The organism is Embleya sp. NPDC025285 (genome assembly GCF_055558835.1).
This window is the reverse complement of sequence record NZ_JBVHLU010000024.1, coordinates 104,882-118,307: the sequence shown is the minus strand read 5'-3', so window position 1 is coordinate 118,307 and position 13,426 is coordinate 104,882. Positions and strand designations below refer to the sequence as shown.

Genomic DNA, 13,426 nt, shown 5'->3' with positions numbered 1-13,426 from the left:
TGAGGGGAAACCTTCCGGCCCCGACCAGGCAGGAGACGCCTCGTGGCCCTCGCCGACGTTCCCGCGACCACCGACTCGTTGGCCGATGGCGCCGAGACCTTCGGCGTGGTGTTGGGCGCCGGTGTGCTCGCGTGTCTCGTGCTCGTCGGCGTCGTGGTGGGCCTGATCACGATGATGCGGCGGGCGGTGCGCCGCCGGATCGAGCGGCACGCGCCCCGGGTCCGCGGCCTCGTGGAGGACGCCACGTCCAAGGCTCGGGCGTACACCCTTACGGGTGGCGCGGCCGAGGCGGCGCGGATGCGCGGGTCGGTGCGGCGTTCGCTGGAGCAGACCCGGCGGGTGCTGGAGGCGGGCTACGCGCACGACGCCCAGCTCTCCGAGGCGGTGGCGCTGCTGCGCAGGCTGGACCACTTCGCCAAGGCCCTGGACACCGACCTGAAGCTGGTCGAGCGTGAGCCGGACCGGGACCGGGTCGCGCGTGAGCTGCCCGGGCTCAAGGAGCGCGCGGATCGCATCGAGCACACCGCGGCCTCGCTGCGGTGGGCCGTCCAGGATCGCGAACGCCACCTGGGCGAGGACGAGTTGGACCGGCTCGGCACGGACGTCGAACGTGAGGCCGCGGCCCTGCGCGCGTACGCGGACGAGAGCCGATCCCGGAGCAAGCCGCTGACCTGAGCGGCTGCCGGCGGCGAGCCCCCACGACGGGACGCGCCGGCCGCACCACGGCGCGCGTCACCCGTGCGTCGGGGCGTGGCATGGTGACCGAATATTGATTGTGGTGTCTCGACTCAGCGACCCGACACGGGGTAGCCGAGACACCGACCCCGCCCCCCTGTCGTCTCACATCCGGGTGGTTGCCCGCTCATGCCGACGATGCCGACCGATCTCGCCGTGGTCACGGACTCCACGGCCTACCTGCCCGAGGAGCTCGTGGAGCGGCACCGCCTCGTGGTGGTCCCGCTCAAGGTCGTCCTGCGCGGGCGACCGTTGGACGACGGCATCGAGGCCACGCCCGCCCAACTCACCGACGCCCTGCGCCAACGCCGGATCGTGACCACGTCGCGGCCGGCGCCCGAGACGTTCGCGGAGACCTATCGCGAACTCGCCGAGAAGGGCGCGACGGGCATCGTCTCGATCCACATCTCCGGTGAGCTCTCCGGCACGTACGAGGCCGCGCTGCTCGCCGCGCGGGCCGCGGACGTGCCGGTGCGGGTGGTGGACTCGCGCACGCTCGGGATGGGGATGGGCTTCTCGGTGCTGGCCGCGGCGGAGGCGGCGGCCGACGGCGCGTCCCTGGAGGAGGCGGTGATCGCGGCCGAGAAGCGCGCGCAGACCACGTCGGCGCTGTTCTACGTGGACACGCTGGAGTACCTGCGCCGGGGCGGGCGGATCGGGGCCGCGACGGCGTTCATGGGGACGGCGCTGGCGGTCAAGCCGCTGCTGCACGTGAGCGACGGGTTGATCGGGCCGCTGGAGAAGGTGCGTACGTCGGCGCGGGCGATCAGCCGGCTGGAGGAGTTGGCGGTGGAGCGGGCGGGGGCCGGGGCCGTCGACGTCGCGGTGCACCATCTGGCCAGTCCGGAGCGCGCGGAGGCGCTGGCGGGGCGGCTGCGGGAGCGGTTGACGGGGCTGGGGGAGCTGTATGTGAGCGAGGTGGGCGCGGTGATCGGGGCGCATGCAGGGCCGGGGTTGTTGGCGGTGGTGGTTTCGCCTCGGTGAGGGTGGGTGGGGGCGGCGGTGGGCGCGTCGCCCACGTGGGTGACGCGGCGGGGTGGGGCGGGGCGGGTCACCCACGTGGGTGGGTTCGTTTTCCACAGGCCGCGGGGTTGTGCACAGGCGGGCTCGGTGGTCGGGTTCGGGTGAGCCGTTCGGCCTAGCTTCGGGGCATGTCCGGATCGTCGTCCTCGTCTGCCTATCCGTCGCCGTCCTCGTCGTCTTCCTTCCCGTCAGCGTCAGCGTCCGCGTCCGCTTTCCCGCCGCCGTCCTCGGCCGCGTTCTTGGGGTCCGCGTCGGTCGGGCACGGTTCCTCGGCGGCGGCGGCGCCGCGCTCGGGGGCGGAGCGGGTGGCCGCGCTGCTCGGGTCGGGTGAGCCGGCCGCGCATCGGGGGCCGGACCCCACGCGGCGCATGGTCGAGGCGGTCGCGGATCGGTTGCCGGCGCGGCTTCGGGTGGGTGTGGATCGCCGCGTGATCGCGGCTGTCGCGGTGCTGGCGCTGGTGGCGGTCGCGCTCGCGGTCGGCGGGTGGTGGCGGGCGCGTCCGCAGAGCGTGGCGGCGCCGGCGCCGGTGGGGCAGGCGAGCGTGGTTTCGGTGCCCGGCGGCGGCCCGGTGTCGGCAGGACCGCCGGGGCCGGCCTCGGCCGCCGCGCCGGCGCCCGCGGCCGGGCCGATCACCGTGCATGTGGCGGGGAAGGTGGCGCGCCCCGGAGTGGTGGTGCTGCCGCCGGGGGCGCGGGTGGCGGACGCGGTACAGGCCGCCGGCGGCGCGTTGCCGGCGGCGGACCTGGCCACGCTGAACCTGGCCCGGCCGCTGACCGACGGCGAACAGATCCCGGTCGGCGTTCCGGGTGCCCCGGCCGCACCCGCTCAGGCCGCCCCGACGAGCGGCGGCACGTCCACGAGCCCGACCCAGGTGCTCGACCTCAACACGGCAACGGCCGAGCAACTGGAGCAACTCCCCGGCGTCGGCCCGGTTCTGGCCCGCCAGATCATCGAAAAGCGCACCCAGTTGGGCCGCTTCGCGACGGTCGACCAGCTCCGCCAGGTCCGAGGCATCGGCGACCGCAAGTACTCCGACCTGAAACCGAGGGTCCGGGTATGAGCCCCCGCACGGTGGGCCGCTCGGCTGCCGCCCCGGGTGCCCCTGCCACCGCACGTCGCGGCCGGGCGGGGGACGGGGATCGTGCGCGGGTGGACGCCCGGCTGGTGCCGGGGGCGATCGCCGCGTGGGCCGCGGCGTGGACCGCGCCGCTGGTCTCGTTCCGGGTCGTCGCGATCGCGAGTGCGTGCGCGATCCTCGGTGCCGCCGTGCTCGCCGGGGCTGTCGGGGTGTGCCGTCGGGTGACCCTTGCCGTCGTGCTCGTGTGTGTCGCGGCGGGTGGTCTGGTCGCGGGCCTGCGTACCGCCGCCGACCACGCCGGTCCCGTCGCGACCGCGGCCCGGCAGCGCGCCGAAGTCGGCGTCGAGTTGACCGTACGCACCGACCCCGAGCGCCGCGTCACCCGCGTCCGAGGCAGCGAACTCGGCGCGCCTCCCACGCTGTTCGGTGCCCGGATCGACTTTCTCGGCACGGCATCCGACCCGCCCGACCCGTCCGACGCACGCGGTGCGCACGCCGCGGCCGGTCCACTCGGCCGGCCCGGCTCGCCCGGGATTCGTGGTCCGCGTGGTGCGCGCGTGCGGACTCCGGTGACGGTTCTGGTCGGCGGGCCCGAGGCGGGATCCTGGCTCGGGCTGCTCCCGAGCACCCCGGTGCGGGCGCATGGGCGCCTCGTGCCGGGCAAGGGCGGCGGAGCCCTGCTGCTGATCCGGTCCGCGCCCGAGCACGTCGGCACCCCGTCGGCCCCGCAGCGCCTCGCGGGCCACCTCCGGGCCCGCCTGCGCGCGGCGTGCGCGGACCTGCCGCCCGCCGCCCGAGGCCTGCTCCCGGGCCTGGTCGTCGGCGACACCAGCCAACTCCCGGCCGACCTCGAAGCCGACTTCCGCACCGCCGAACTCACGCATTTGACCGCCGTAAGCGGCACCAACATCTCGATCCTGCTGGGATTCGTTCTCTTCGTGCTTCGCCGTAGCGGTCTGCGTGGACGCGTGCTGCCGATCACGGGGGCGGCGGCGATCGCGTGCTTCGTGGTGGTGGCCCGGCCCGAACCCAGTGTGTTGCGCGCCGCCGCGATGGGCCTGGTCACCGTGGTCGCGTTGTACAGCGGCCGGCCCCGACGCGGACTGCCCGCACTCGCCGTCGCGGTGCTCGGCCTGGTGCTCTTCGATCCGACCCTGGCCCGGTCCTACGGCTTCGCGTTGTCCACGTTGGCCACGGGCGCACTGCTGCTGCTCGCGCCGCATTGGACCGCACGACTTCGGACCCGAGGTTGGCCGACGTGGGCCGCGGTCGTGGTCGCCGTACCGCTCGCCGCACAGGCCGTCTGCGGACCGCTCGTGGTGAGTTTCGCCGGCCGGGTCAGCCTGGTGGCCGTGCCGTGCAACCTGCTTGCCGAGTTCGCGGTCGCGCCGGCCACGATCCTCGGCTTCGTCGCCCTCGTGCTCGCCCCGGTCTGCCTCCCGCTCGCGCGGGTCGCCGCCTGGCTGGGCTCCTGGCCGATCGGTTGGATCGCGACGGTGGCCCGCACCGGCGCCGCGCTGCCCGGCGCCGCCGTCACGTGGCCGACCGGTGTGTTCGGCGGAGCGGTCCTGGCGGCGATCACGGTCGCGGCCGTACCGACCCTGCGTATTCTGCGACGCCCGCCCGATTCCACCCGAGCGGGCCGGCCGCGAGCGATGGCCGCCGCGCTGCTCGCGACGCTTGTGGTGGTATTGCTGCTCCGCCCGCCGGTCCTGGTCCGCCCGCTGACCGGCTGGCCGCCGCCGGACTGGCACCTGGTCATGTGCGACGTGGGGCAGGGCGACGCCATCGTGCTCAACGCGGGCCCCGGCGCCGGTGTCCTGATCGACGCGGGCCCCGATCCGGACGCCGTCGACCGCTGTCTGCGCGACCTCGGCGTGCACCGACTGCCCCTGGTCCTGCTCAGCCACTACCACGCCGACCACGTCGAGGGCCTCCCCGGCGCGTTGCGCGGTCGCGCGGTAGGCCTGCTCCAGGGCACGACGGTCCTCGAGCCCCGAGCCGAGGTCACCCGAGTCCGCCGCTGGGCCGGCGCCGCCGGCACCTCCCTGACCACCCCCACCGACGGCGAACACCGCACCCGGGACGCCCTGACCTGGCAAACCCTCACCCCACCTCCCGACGTACCCACCCCGAGACCGCGTGCGACCACCCCCGATTCCTCCGCCCCACCCACCACCTCACCCCGCCCCGCTCCACCGCCCCCACCGGACACTCCAACCACGCGAACGAGCGCCCTTGATCCCGGCAGGCCGCAGATCGGGCCGGGTGTATCGGGGTGGGTGGTGGCGCGGGACGTTCCGGCGATTCGAACGGGGGCCGTTGATCTCGGCAGGCCGCAGATCGGGCCGGGTGCGTCGGGGTGGGCGGTGGCGCGGGGTGTCCCGGACATGCGAACGGGCGTCCCTGATCCGGGCAGACCATGGGCGGGGTCAGGGGTGTCGGGGTGGGTGGCGGCGCGGGGTGTTCCGGCCCCTCGAATCGGCGTCCCCGATCCCGGCAGACCGTGGACCGGGTCCGATGCCCGAGAGCGGGTGGCGGTGCGGGACGTCCCGGTGGGGAGTGCGGTGGGCGGCTCACCGGCCAACAACGCGAGTCTCGTGGTGCTCGCGGAGCGCCACGGCGTTCGGATGTTGCTCACGGGGGATGTCGAGATCGAAGCCCAGGAGGCGCTGCGGGCCCGGCTGGGCGGTCTTCGGGTGGATGTGCTCAAGGTCGCACACCACGGCTCGGCGCGCCAGGACCCGGGTCTCGTGCTCGGGCTGCACCCGCGCCTGGCGCTCGTCTCGGTGGGCAAGGACAACCCTTACGGCCACCCGTCGCCCTCCGCCCGCGCCCTGATCGCCGCGACCGGCGCCCGCCTCCTGCGCACCGACACCGACGGCCCGATCGCCGTCACAGGCACTCCGACCCACCTGAACGCGGTCGCCCGAGGCCCCGACACCGCCGCCCACGCCCTCCGCGCGCCCACTCCGACCCCGACACCCGAATGGACCGCCAACCACCGCACAACCGCCGCCTCGCACGCCCACCGGCGTCGGGCCAACGGCCCCGCCCGCCGCCCGCGCCCGCGCCACACGTGCGCACTCCAGCGAGCACCCCACGGAAGCACCCACCACCCACGCATTCCCCACACAACCACGCCCGGCATCCCGGCCCGCGCCGGCCGTCCCCGAACCCCAGGCCCGCAGCCGGCATCCGGCCGGCGGGGCGAGGTTGTGGGGTGTGTCTGTGGGGCGTGGGATGCTTGGTCGAGTGGCCAGGAGAATGCAGGATGATCCGCTCGCGCCCGTGACGCTTGTCGTCGGGCCCGAGGAACTGCTTGTGGATCGCGCGATCGGGGATGTGGTGCGCGCCGTGCGGGCGCAGGATCCCGACGCCGACGTCCGGGACCTCGCCCCCGGGTCGTTGCAGGCGGGGATGTTGTCCGAGTTGGCCAGTCCGTCGTTGTTCGGCGAGCGCAAGGTCATCGTGATCCGGTCCGCGCAGGACCTCGGGGCGGACCTGGCCGGCGAGGTCAAGAAGCTGATCGCCGATCCCGCCGACGAGATCGTGCTCGTGCTCGCCCACCTCGGCGGGCCCAAGGGCAAGAACCTCTTGGACGCGGTCCGCAAGGTGGGTGTGCGAGAGGTCGCGTGCCCCAAGGTCACCAAGGTCGGCGACCGGGTCGCGTTCGCGCGCGCCGAGTTCCGGATCGCGGGCCGCTCGCTCACCGAGGACGCGTGCCGCACCCTGGTCGAGGCGATCGGCAACGACCTGCGCGAGTTGGCGTCCGCGTGCAGCCAGTTGATGGCGGACACCGATGGCGTGGTCGACGAAGAGGTGGTCGCGCGCTACTACAGCGGCGTCGCCGAGGCGTCCAGTTTCACCGTCGCCGACAAGACCGTCGAGGGCCGTACCGCCGAGGCGCTGGAGCAGTTGCGCTGGGCGCTGTCGGTGGGCGTCGCGCCGGTCATGGTCACCAGCGCGCTCGCGCAGAGTGTGCGGCAGATCGCCCGGGTCGGGGCCGCCTCGCGCAATGCCCGCCCCAACGACCTGGCCCGCGAGCTGGGCATGCCGCCGTGGAAGGTGGACCGGGTGCGGCAGCAGCTTCGTGGCTGGACCCCGGACGGCATCGTGCGCGCCCTGTGCGCGGTCGCGGACGCCGACGCGGCGGTCAAGGGTGGCGGTACGGATCCCGCGTACGCGCTGGAGAAGGCCGTCGTGACGGTCTCCACGGTCCGCAACCTCTGAGGCCGCCGACGAGACCCACGATCCGCCGACCCACGACCCACGACCCACGACCCGGCGATCCACGAGCCGGCGATCCGAGACCCGCCGACCCGCGCCCCGCCGAAAGACCACACCCCCACAACGACAAAGGCGCCGTCCCCGAGATCCGGGGACGGCGCCTTCGAAGTCACTACGAGCGCATGCGCTCGGGTGTCACACCATCAAAGGTGTCGCGAGTCAGGCCTTGGCCGTCGCGACACGCTTCTCCAGCGCCGACTTCTTGTTGGCGGCCTGGTTCTTGTGGATGACACCCTTGCTGACGGCCTTGTCGAGCTTGCGGGCCGCGAGGCGGGTGAGCGCCTCGGCCTGCTCGACGTTGCCGGCCTCGGCCGCCTCGCGCGCCTTGCGCACGAAGGTCTTGAGCTCCGACTTGACGGCCTTGTTGCGCTGACGCGCAATCTCGTTCGTCTTGTTGCGCTTGATCTGGGACTTGATGTTCGCCACGAAAGAGCCTTCTGAGTACTAGGTCGGGATCCGATCCAGGGAGAGGGCCCGTTCGGACGTTGACTTGCGTGGCAGAGACACGTACGCCACACGCGATCCATCAGATTACCAGTCATCGGCGGGCGCCCACGACACGGCCGGCCAATATGGCCCGATCCACCCCCGTGCGTGGCCCGTGCCCGCCCCCGCTCACTCCCGTTCGCCCCCACGCGCGGCGACCCGAACCGGTTCGGCCGGCTCCACCAACACGGCTCACCCATGCCGCATGGGACGATGTAGGGAACACCTGTGATCCCACACCGATCCCACGTGCCACCCGCAAGGCCCTCGCCAGTCCACCCGATCGAGAATCTGGAAGCCCGCGTGCCCGCGACCCCGCCAGTGAACGTGCCGGAGCCCAGCCGTACCGACCCGGCGCTGATCCGGAACTTCTGCATCATCGCCCACATCGACCACGGCAAGTCGACGCTCGCCGACCGGATGCTTCAGATCACCGGTGTGGTCGATGCGCGGCAGATGCGCGCGCAGTACCTCGACCGCATGGACATCGAGCGTGAGCGCGGCATCACCATCAAGTCGCAGGCGGTGCGGCTGCCGTGGACGGCCCCGGACGGCCAGATCCACATCCTCAACATGATCGACACCCCCGGCCACGTGGACTTCACGTACGAGGTGTCCCGCTCGCTCGCGGCCTGTGAGGGCGCGATCCTGCTGGTCGACGCGGCCCAGGGGATCGAGGCGCAGACGCTCGCCAATCTCTACCTGGCCCTGGAGAACGACCTCCAGATCATCCCGGTGCTGAACAAGATCGACCTGCCCGCCGCCCAGCCGGAGAAGTACGCGGCCGAGCTCGCGCACATCATCGGCTGCGACCCGGAGGACGTGCTCAAGGTCTCCGGCAAGACCGGCGTGGGCGTGTCCGAGCTGCTGGACGAGTGCGTACGCCTGGTTCCGCCGCCGATCGGCGCCAAGGACGCGCCCGCCCGCGCGATGATCTTCGACTCGGTCTACGACTCGTACCGGGGCGTGGTCACCTACGTCCGCGTGATCGACGGCGACCTGAAGAAGCGCGAGCGGATCCAGATGATGTCGACGGGGGTGACCCACGAACTCCTGGAGATCGGGGTCATCTCGCCCGAGCCCAAGCCGTCCGACGGCCTGAGCGTCGGCGAGGTCGGCTACATCATCACCGGCGTGAAGGACGTTCGGCAGTCCCGGGTCGGTGACACGATCACCTCGCTGCACCACGGTGCGACCGAGGCGCTCGGTGGTTACAAGGACCCGAAGCCGATGGTCTTCTCCGGTCTGTATCCGCTGGACGGCTCGGACTACCCCGAGCTGCGCGACGCGCTCGACAAGCTCCAGCTCAACGACGCCGCGCTGGTGTACGAGCCGGAGACCTCGGTCGCGCTCGGCTTCGGCTTCCGCTGCGGCTTCCTGGGGCTGCTGCACCTGGAGATCGTCCGGGAGCGCCTGGAGCGCGAGTTCAACCTGGAACTCATCTCCACGGCGCCGAGCGTGGTGTATCGGGTCGTCATGGAGGACGGCACCGAGCACACCGTGACCAACCCGAGCGAGTTCCCCGGCGGCAAGATCGCCGAGGTGCACGAGCCGGTGGTGCGGGCCACGATCCTGGCGCCGAGCGAGTACATCGGCACGATCATGGAGCTGTGCCAGACCCGCCGCGGGGTCCAGATCGGGATGGACTACCTCTCCGAGGACCGGGTCGAGCTGCGCTACACGCTGCCGCTGGCGGAGATCGTGTTCGACTTCTTCGACGCGCTCAAGTCCAAGACGCGCGGCTACGCGTCGCTGGACTACGAGACCACCGGTGAGCAGGAATCCGCGCTGGTCAAGGTCGACATCCTGCTCCAGGGCGAGGCGGTCGACGCGTTCAGCGCGATCGTGCACAAGGACAAGGCGTACACATACGGCGTCGAGATGACCAAGAAGCTGCGCGAGCTGATTCCGCGTCAGCAGTTCGAGGTGCCGATCCAGGCGGCGGTCGGCGCGCGGGTGATCGCCCGCGAGAACATCCGGGCGATCCGCAAGGACGTGCTCGCCAAGTGCTACGGCGGTGACATCAGCCGCAAGCGCAAGCTGCTGGAGAAGCAGAAGGAAGGCAAGAAGCGGATGAAGATGGTCGGCCGCGTGGAGGTGCCGCAGGAGGCCTTCATCGCGGCGCTGTCCACCGACGACAGCGGCGGCAAGAAGTAGCGGTACGCGGGGCGCGGAGGCTGGGAACACAGGCGGGAAGCAGGGCCGCGGCCGGGTCGGCCGGCGGGTGTGGCGACGCGATTCGATAGCGGATCCGGGCGAAGCTACTACCGCGTAGCCCTGCGGCGGCGTACGTTGCGGGTGCATCGGGCACAACCGATGCACCCGCTGTGCTTTTTACCCCCGCTATACCGAACACTCCGCACTCCCACCGATCCCGATACCCGTACGGACACCCCTGTGGATACCCGTATGGGTACCGGTATCGACGCCGGTACAACGGCACCGCCACCACCCCTGAAATCCGCCCAGGACACGGAGGCCGCAGTGAGTCCAGAGCCCGTCGGCATCGACAACCGCCCGCCGTCCATCGCGGTGGATTTCCTGGAGCGCGTTCGGGCGACGCCCGAACGCGAGGCGTACCGATACCCGGTCGCGGTGGGCGACGGCGACCGCGAGGAATGGCGGTCGCTCACCTGGGGGCAGGCCGGCGACCGGGCCAAGGCGATCGCCGCCGGCCTGGTGGCGCTGGGGGTCGAGCCCGAGGACCGGGTAGCGATCGTGGCCGAGACCAGGTTCGAGTGGGTGCTCGCGGACATGGGCATCATGTGCGCCGGGGCGGCCACCACCACCGTCTATCCGACCACCAACGCCGACGAGGCCGCGTTCATCCTGGCCGACTCCGGCAGCGTGGTGGTGTTCGCCGCCGACGACGCCCAACTCGCCAAGCTGCGCGGCGAGCGGACCGGTCTGGACGCGGTGCGCAAGGTGATCGTCTTCGACCACGCCGCCGACGAGGCCGACGACGACTGGGTGAGCACCCTCGCCGAGTTGGAGGAACTGGGCCGTGCCCGGCTGGAGAAGGAACCCGACCTGGTCGAAACCCGCGTCGGCGCGATCACCCGCGACCAGCTCGCGACGCTGATCTACACCTCCGGTACCACCGGTCGACCCAAAGGCGTTCGGCTCGCCCACGACACGTGGGCTTACCAGGCCGCCGCGCAGGCCGCGATGGGGCTGACCGAGATCGACGAGCTGCAGTACCTGTGGCTGCCGCTCGCGCACTGCTACGGCAAGGTGATGGTGTCCGGCCAGATCCGGATCGGCTACCCGACCGCGATCGACGGCCGGATTCCCAAGCTGATCACCAACCTTCCGATCGTACGGCCGACCTTCATGGCCGCCGCGCCGCGCGTGTTCGAGAAGGTGTACAACTCCGTGCACGTGCGGATGCGCGCCGAGGGCGGCCTCAAGTACCGGATCTTCCGGTGGGCGATCGGCGTCGGTCGGGAGACGTCGCAGACCCGGCAGGCCGGTCGCACCCCCTCCGTGCTGCTGAACGCCAAGTACCGGTTGGCCGATCGGCTCGTCTTCGGCAAACTGCGCGACCTGTTCGGCGGCCGGCTCAAGGGTTGTATCTCCGGCAGCGTGGCGCTCTCGCCCGACGTCGCGGAGTTCTTCGACGCGATCGGCATCCCCATCCTGGAGGGCTACGGTCTGACCGAGGCCAGCGCGGGCAGCTCGGTCAACCGCTACGACGCGCACCGCATCGGCACCGTCGGCGTGGTCCTGCCCGGCTCGGAGCTGCGCATCGCCGAGGACGGCGAACTGCTCGTGCGCGGCCCCGGGGTGATGCAGGGCTACCACAACAACCCCGAGGCCACCGCCGAGGTGCTCACCGAGGACGGTTGGCTGCGCACCGGCGACATCGGGGTGGTCGAGGACGGTTTCCTGCGGATCACCGACCGCAAGAAGGACCTGATCAAGACGTCGGGCGGGAAGTACGTGGCGCCCAGCGAAATCGAGGGCCGGTTCAAGGGCATGTGCCCGTACGTCGGCAACATCCTCGTGCACGGCGAGGGCCGAAACTTCTGCTCCGCGCTGATCACCCTGGACCCGGACGCGATCCGGGGCTGGGCCGCCGACCGGCCGGCACTGCGGGACAAGTCGTACGAGGAACTGGCCGGCAGCGCGGAGGCCCGCGCGCTCATCGCCGACTGCCTCGACGAGCTCAACGCCGGCCTCCAGCGCTGGCAGACGGTGAAGAAGTTCGCCATCCTGCCGCGCGACCTGAGCGTCGAGCACGGTGAGCTGACGCCGAGCCTGAAGGTCAAGCGGCGGGTGGTGGAGCAGCAGTACGCGGAGCTGCTGGAGGGCATGTACACGGGCACGCTGGTCACCTGAGCTCGGGGCTGGGCCGGGCCCGAGCCCGGTCCGGGGGCTGGGCTGGCCCCCGGGGCCGGGGCCGGGGCAGGGGCCGGGCGCCGGTGCCGGGTCGCGCGTCGAGGGGCGTCGGACGGTCGTCCGGGTCCGGGGTGGGCGCCGAGGGGTCGACGGCGCCGGGCTCGGTCGCCGGCTCGTGGACAATGGGAGGATGCCCTCCGCACCCCCCGACGGTCTGCCCGTGCCCGAAGACGGTTCGCTGCCCGCGTCCGCGCTCGCCGAGTTCGCGGACGCGAGTCGTCCGTTCGGCTTCTACGTGCACGTGCCGTACTGCGCGTCGCGGTGCGGCTACTGCGACTTCAACACGTACACCGCGACCGAGCTGGGTGGGTCGGCCTCGCAGGGGTCCTACGCGGACGACGCGATCGCCGAGATCCGGCTGGCCCGGCGGCGGCTCGGCGACGTGGACCGGCCGGTGGAGACGGTGTTCTTCGGCGGCGGCACGCCCACCCTGCTGCCGGCCGAGGATCTGGCTCGGATCCTGGGCGCGATCCGGGACGAGTTCGGGCTCGCCGCCGGCGCCGAGGTGACCACCGAGGCGAACCCGGAGTCGGTCGATCCGGCCTATCTGGCCACGTTGCTGGCGGGCGGCTTCAACCGGCTGTCGTTCGGCATGCAGAGTGCGCGCAAACACGTCCTGCAGATCCTGGACCGCCGGCACACCCCGGGTCGGCCCGAACAGTGTGTGGCCGACGCGCGCGCGGCCGGGTTCGAGCACGTCAACCTGGACCTGATCTACGGCACGCCGGGGGAGTCCGACGACGACTGGCGGGCCTCACTGGACGCGGTGCTCGGCGCGCGTCCCGACCACGTCTCGGCGTACGCGCTGATCGTCGAGGACGGCACCCGGCTGGCCGGTCGGGTGCGTCGGGGCGAATTGCCGATGCCGGACGACGACGTGCTCGCGGACCGCTACCTGATGGCCGACGAGGCGTTCTCCGCCGCCGGGCTCGGCTGGTACGAGGTGTCCAACTGGGCCACCGACGCCGCGGCGCGCTGCCGGCACAACGAGCTGTACTGGACCGGCGCGGATTGGTGGGGCGCGGGGCCGGGGGCGCACAGCCACGTGGGCGGGGTGCGGTGGTGGAATGTGCGCCATCCCGCCGCGTACGCGCAGCGGCTGGCGGCGGGGACGTCTCCCGCGCAGGCGCGCGAGTTGCTCACCGCGGAGGACCGGCGGGTCGAGCGGATCCTGCTCGAGCTGCGGTTGGCCGAGGGCGTCCCGCTCTCGCTCCTTGCGGACGTGGGGCGGAAGGCGGCGTCTCGGGCCGCTGCGGACGGGCTGCTCGAGCCGCTTGGGGGCGGGCGGGCGGTTCTCACGTTGCGGGGGCGGTTGTTGGCCGACGCGGTCGTGCGGGATCTGGTCGACTAGGGCGGCCGACACCCGCTTCTGGCCTCAAACGCCGGCCGGGCTGTTTCGCCTCATGCGCCGG

10 protein-coding genes are annotated in these 13,426 nt (G+C 72.3%); 8 read left to right on the top strand and 2 right to left on the bottom strand.

Translation table 11 applies throughout. From position 1 onward, the window contains the following. Positions 1 to 42: 42 nt before the first annotated feature. Positions 43 to 675 carry a hypothetical protein gene (locus ACZ4FV_RS18655; protein ID WP_395861869.1) on the top strand — a complete coding sequence of 211 codons (633 nt, stop codon included), beginning with the start codon at positions 43 to 45 and terminating at the stop codon, positions 673 to 675. A gap of 198 nt (positions 676 to 873) precedes the next feature. Then, the gene (locus ACZ4FV_RS18650) at positions 874 to 1,719 is read left to right on the top strand and encodes a DegV family protein (protein ID WP_395861870.1); all 846 of its coding nucleotides are present in this window, start codon (positions 874 to 876) and stop codon (positions 1,717 to 1,719) included. Positions 1,720 to 1,912: 193 nt separating this feature from the next. Here ACZ4FV_RS18650 and ACZ4FV_RS18645 read toward each other — a convergent pair whose 3' ends face one another. Further along, positions 1,913 to 2,119, bottom strand: a complete 207-nt coding sequence (locus tag ACZ4FV_RS18645; protein WP_465322916.1) for a hypothetical protein — start codon at positions 2,117 to 2,119, stop codon at positions 1,913 to 1,915. 67 nt (positions 2,120 to 2,186) lie between these two features. On the opposite strand from ACZ4FV_RS18645, the gene ACZ4FV_RS18640 reads away from it, so the two are divergent. The 3 genes from ACZ4FV_RS18640 to holA all read left to right on the top strand — a co-directional run bounded on the left by ACZ4FV_RS18640 (position 2,187) and on the right by holA (position 7,070). After that, positions 2,187 to 2,819, top strand: a complete 633-nt coding sequence (locus tag ACZ4FV_RS18640; protein WP_395861873.1) for a ComEA family DNA-binding protein — start codon at positions 2,187 to 2,189, stop codon at positions 2,817 to 2,819. Positions 2,820 to 2,908: 89 nt separating this feature from the next. Continuing rightward, positions 2,909 to 6,115, top strand: coding sequence for a ComEC/Rec2 family competence protein (locus ACZ4FV_RS18635; protein WP_465322915.1), 3,207 nt, complete (start codon positions 2,909 to 2,911; stop codon positions 6,113 to 6,115). Further along, positions 6,081 to 7,070, top strand: a complete 990-nt coding sequence (gene holA / locus ACZ4FV_RS18630) for a DNA polymerase III subunit delta (RefSeq protein ID WP_395862780.1) — start codon at positions 6,081 to 6,083, stop codon at positions 7,068 to 7,070. Before ACZ4FV_RS18635 ends, holA begins: the two co-directional genes overlap by 35 nt. Positions 7,071 to 7,286: 216 nt before the next feature. On the opposite strand, the gene rpsT is transcribed toward holA, so the two are convergent. After that, positions 7,287 to 7,553 (bottom strand): 30S ribosomal protein S20, encoded by a 267-nt coding sequence (rpsT, locus tag ACZ4FV_RS18625; protein WP_020553196.1) that lies wholly within the window; start codon positions 7,551 to 7,553, stop codon positions 7,287 to 7,289. A gap of 363 nt (positions 7,554 to 7,916) precedes the next feature. Here rpsT and lepA point away from each other — a divergent pair, with 363 nt between their 5' ends. The 3 genes from lepA (at position 7,917) to hemW (ending at position 13,365) form a co-directional block, all read left to right on the top strand. Then, positions 7,917 to 9,770 (top strand): translation elongation factor 4, encoded by a 1,854-nt coding sequence (gene lepA / locus ACZ4FV_RS18620; protein ID WP_395861982.1) that lies wholly within the window; start codon positions 7,917 to 7,919, stop codon positions 9,768 to 9,770. Positions 9,771 to 10,097: 327 nt separating this feature from the next. Next, a complete protein-coding gene (locus ACZ4FV_RS18615; RefSeq protein WP_395861983.1) occupies positions 10,098 to 11,954 on the top strand; it encodes an AMP-dependent synthetase/ligase in 1,857 nt (618 codons plus the stop codon). Positions 11,955 to 12,144: 190 nt separating this feature from the next. Beyond that, a complete protein-coding gene (hemW, locus tag ACZ4FV_RS18610; RefSeq protein ID WP_395861985.1) occupies positions 12,145 to 13,365 on the top strand; it encodes a radical SAM family heme chaperone HemW in 1,221 nt (406 codons plus the stop codon). Positions 13,366 to 13,426 lie beyond the last annotated feature (61 nt).

Excerpts from the sequence above, each read along its gene's own strand:
- ACZ4FV_RS18650 (WP_395861870.1), top strand. The coding sequence starts at position 874 with ATGCCGACCGATCTCGCCGTGGTCACGGACTCCACGGCCTACCTGCCC.
- holA (WP_395862780.1), top strand. The coding sequence starts at position 6,081 with ATGCTTGGTCGAGTGGCCAGGAGAATGCAGGATGATCCGCTCGCGCCC.
- hemW (WP_395861985.1), top strand. The coding sequence starts at position 12,145 with ATGCCCTCCGCACCCCCCGACGGTCTGCCCGTGCCCGAAGACGGTTCG.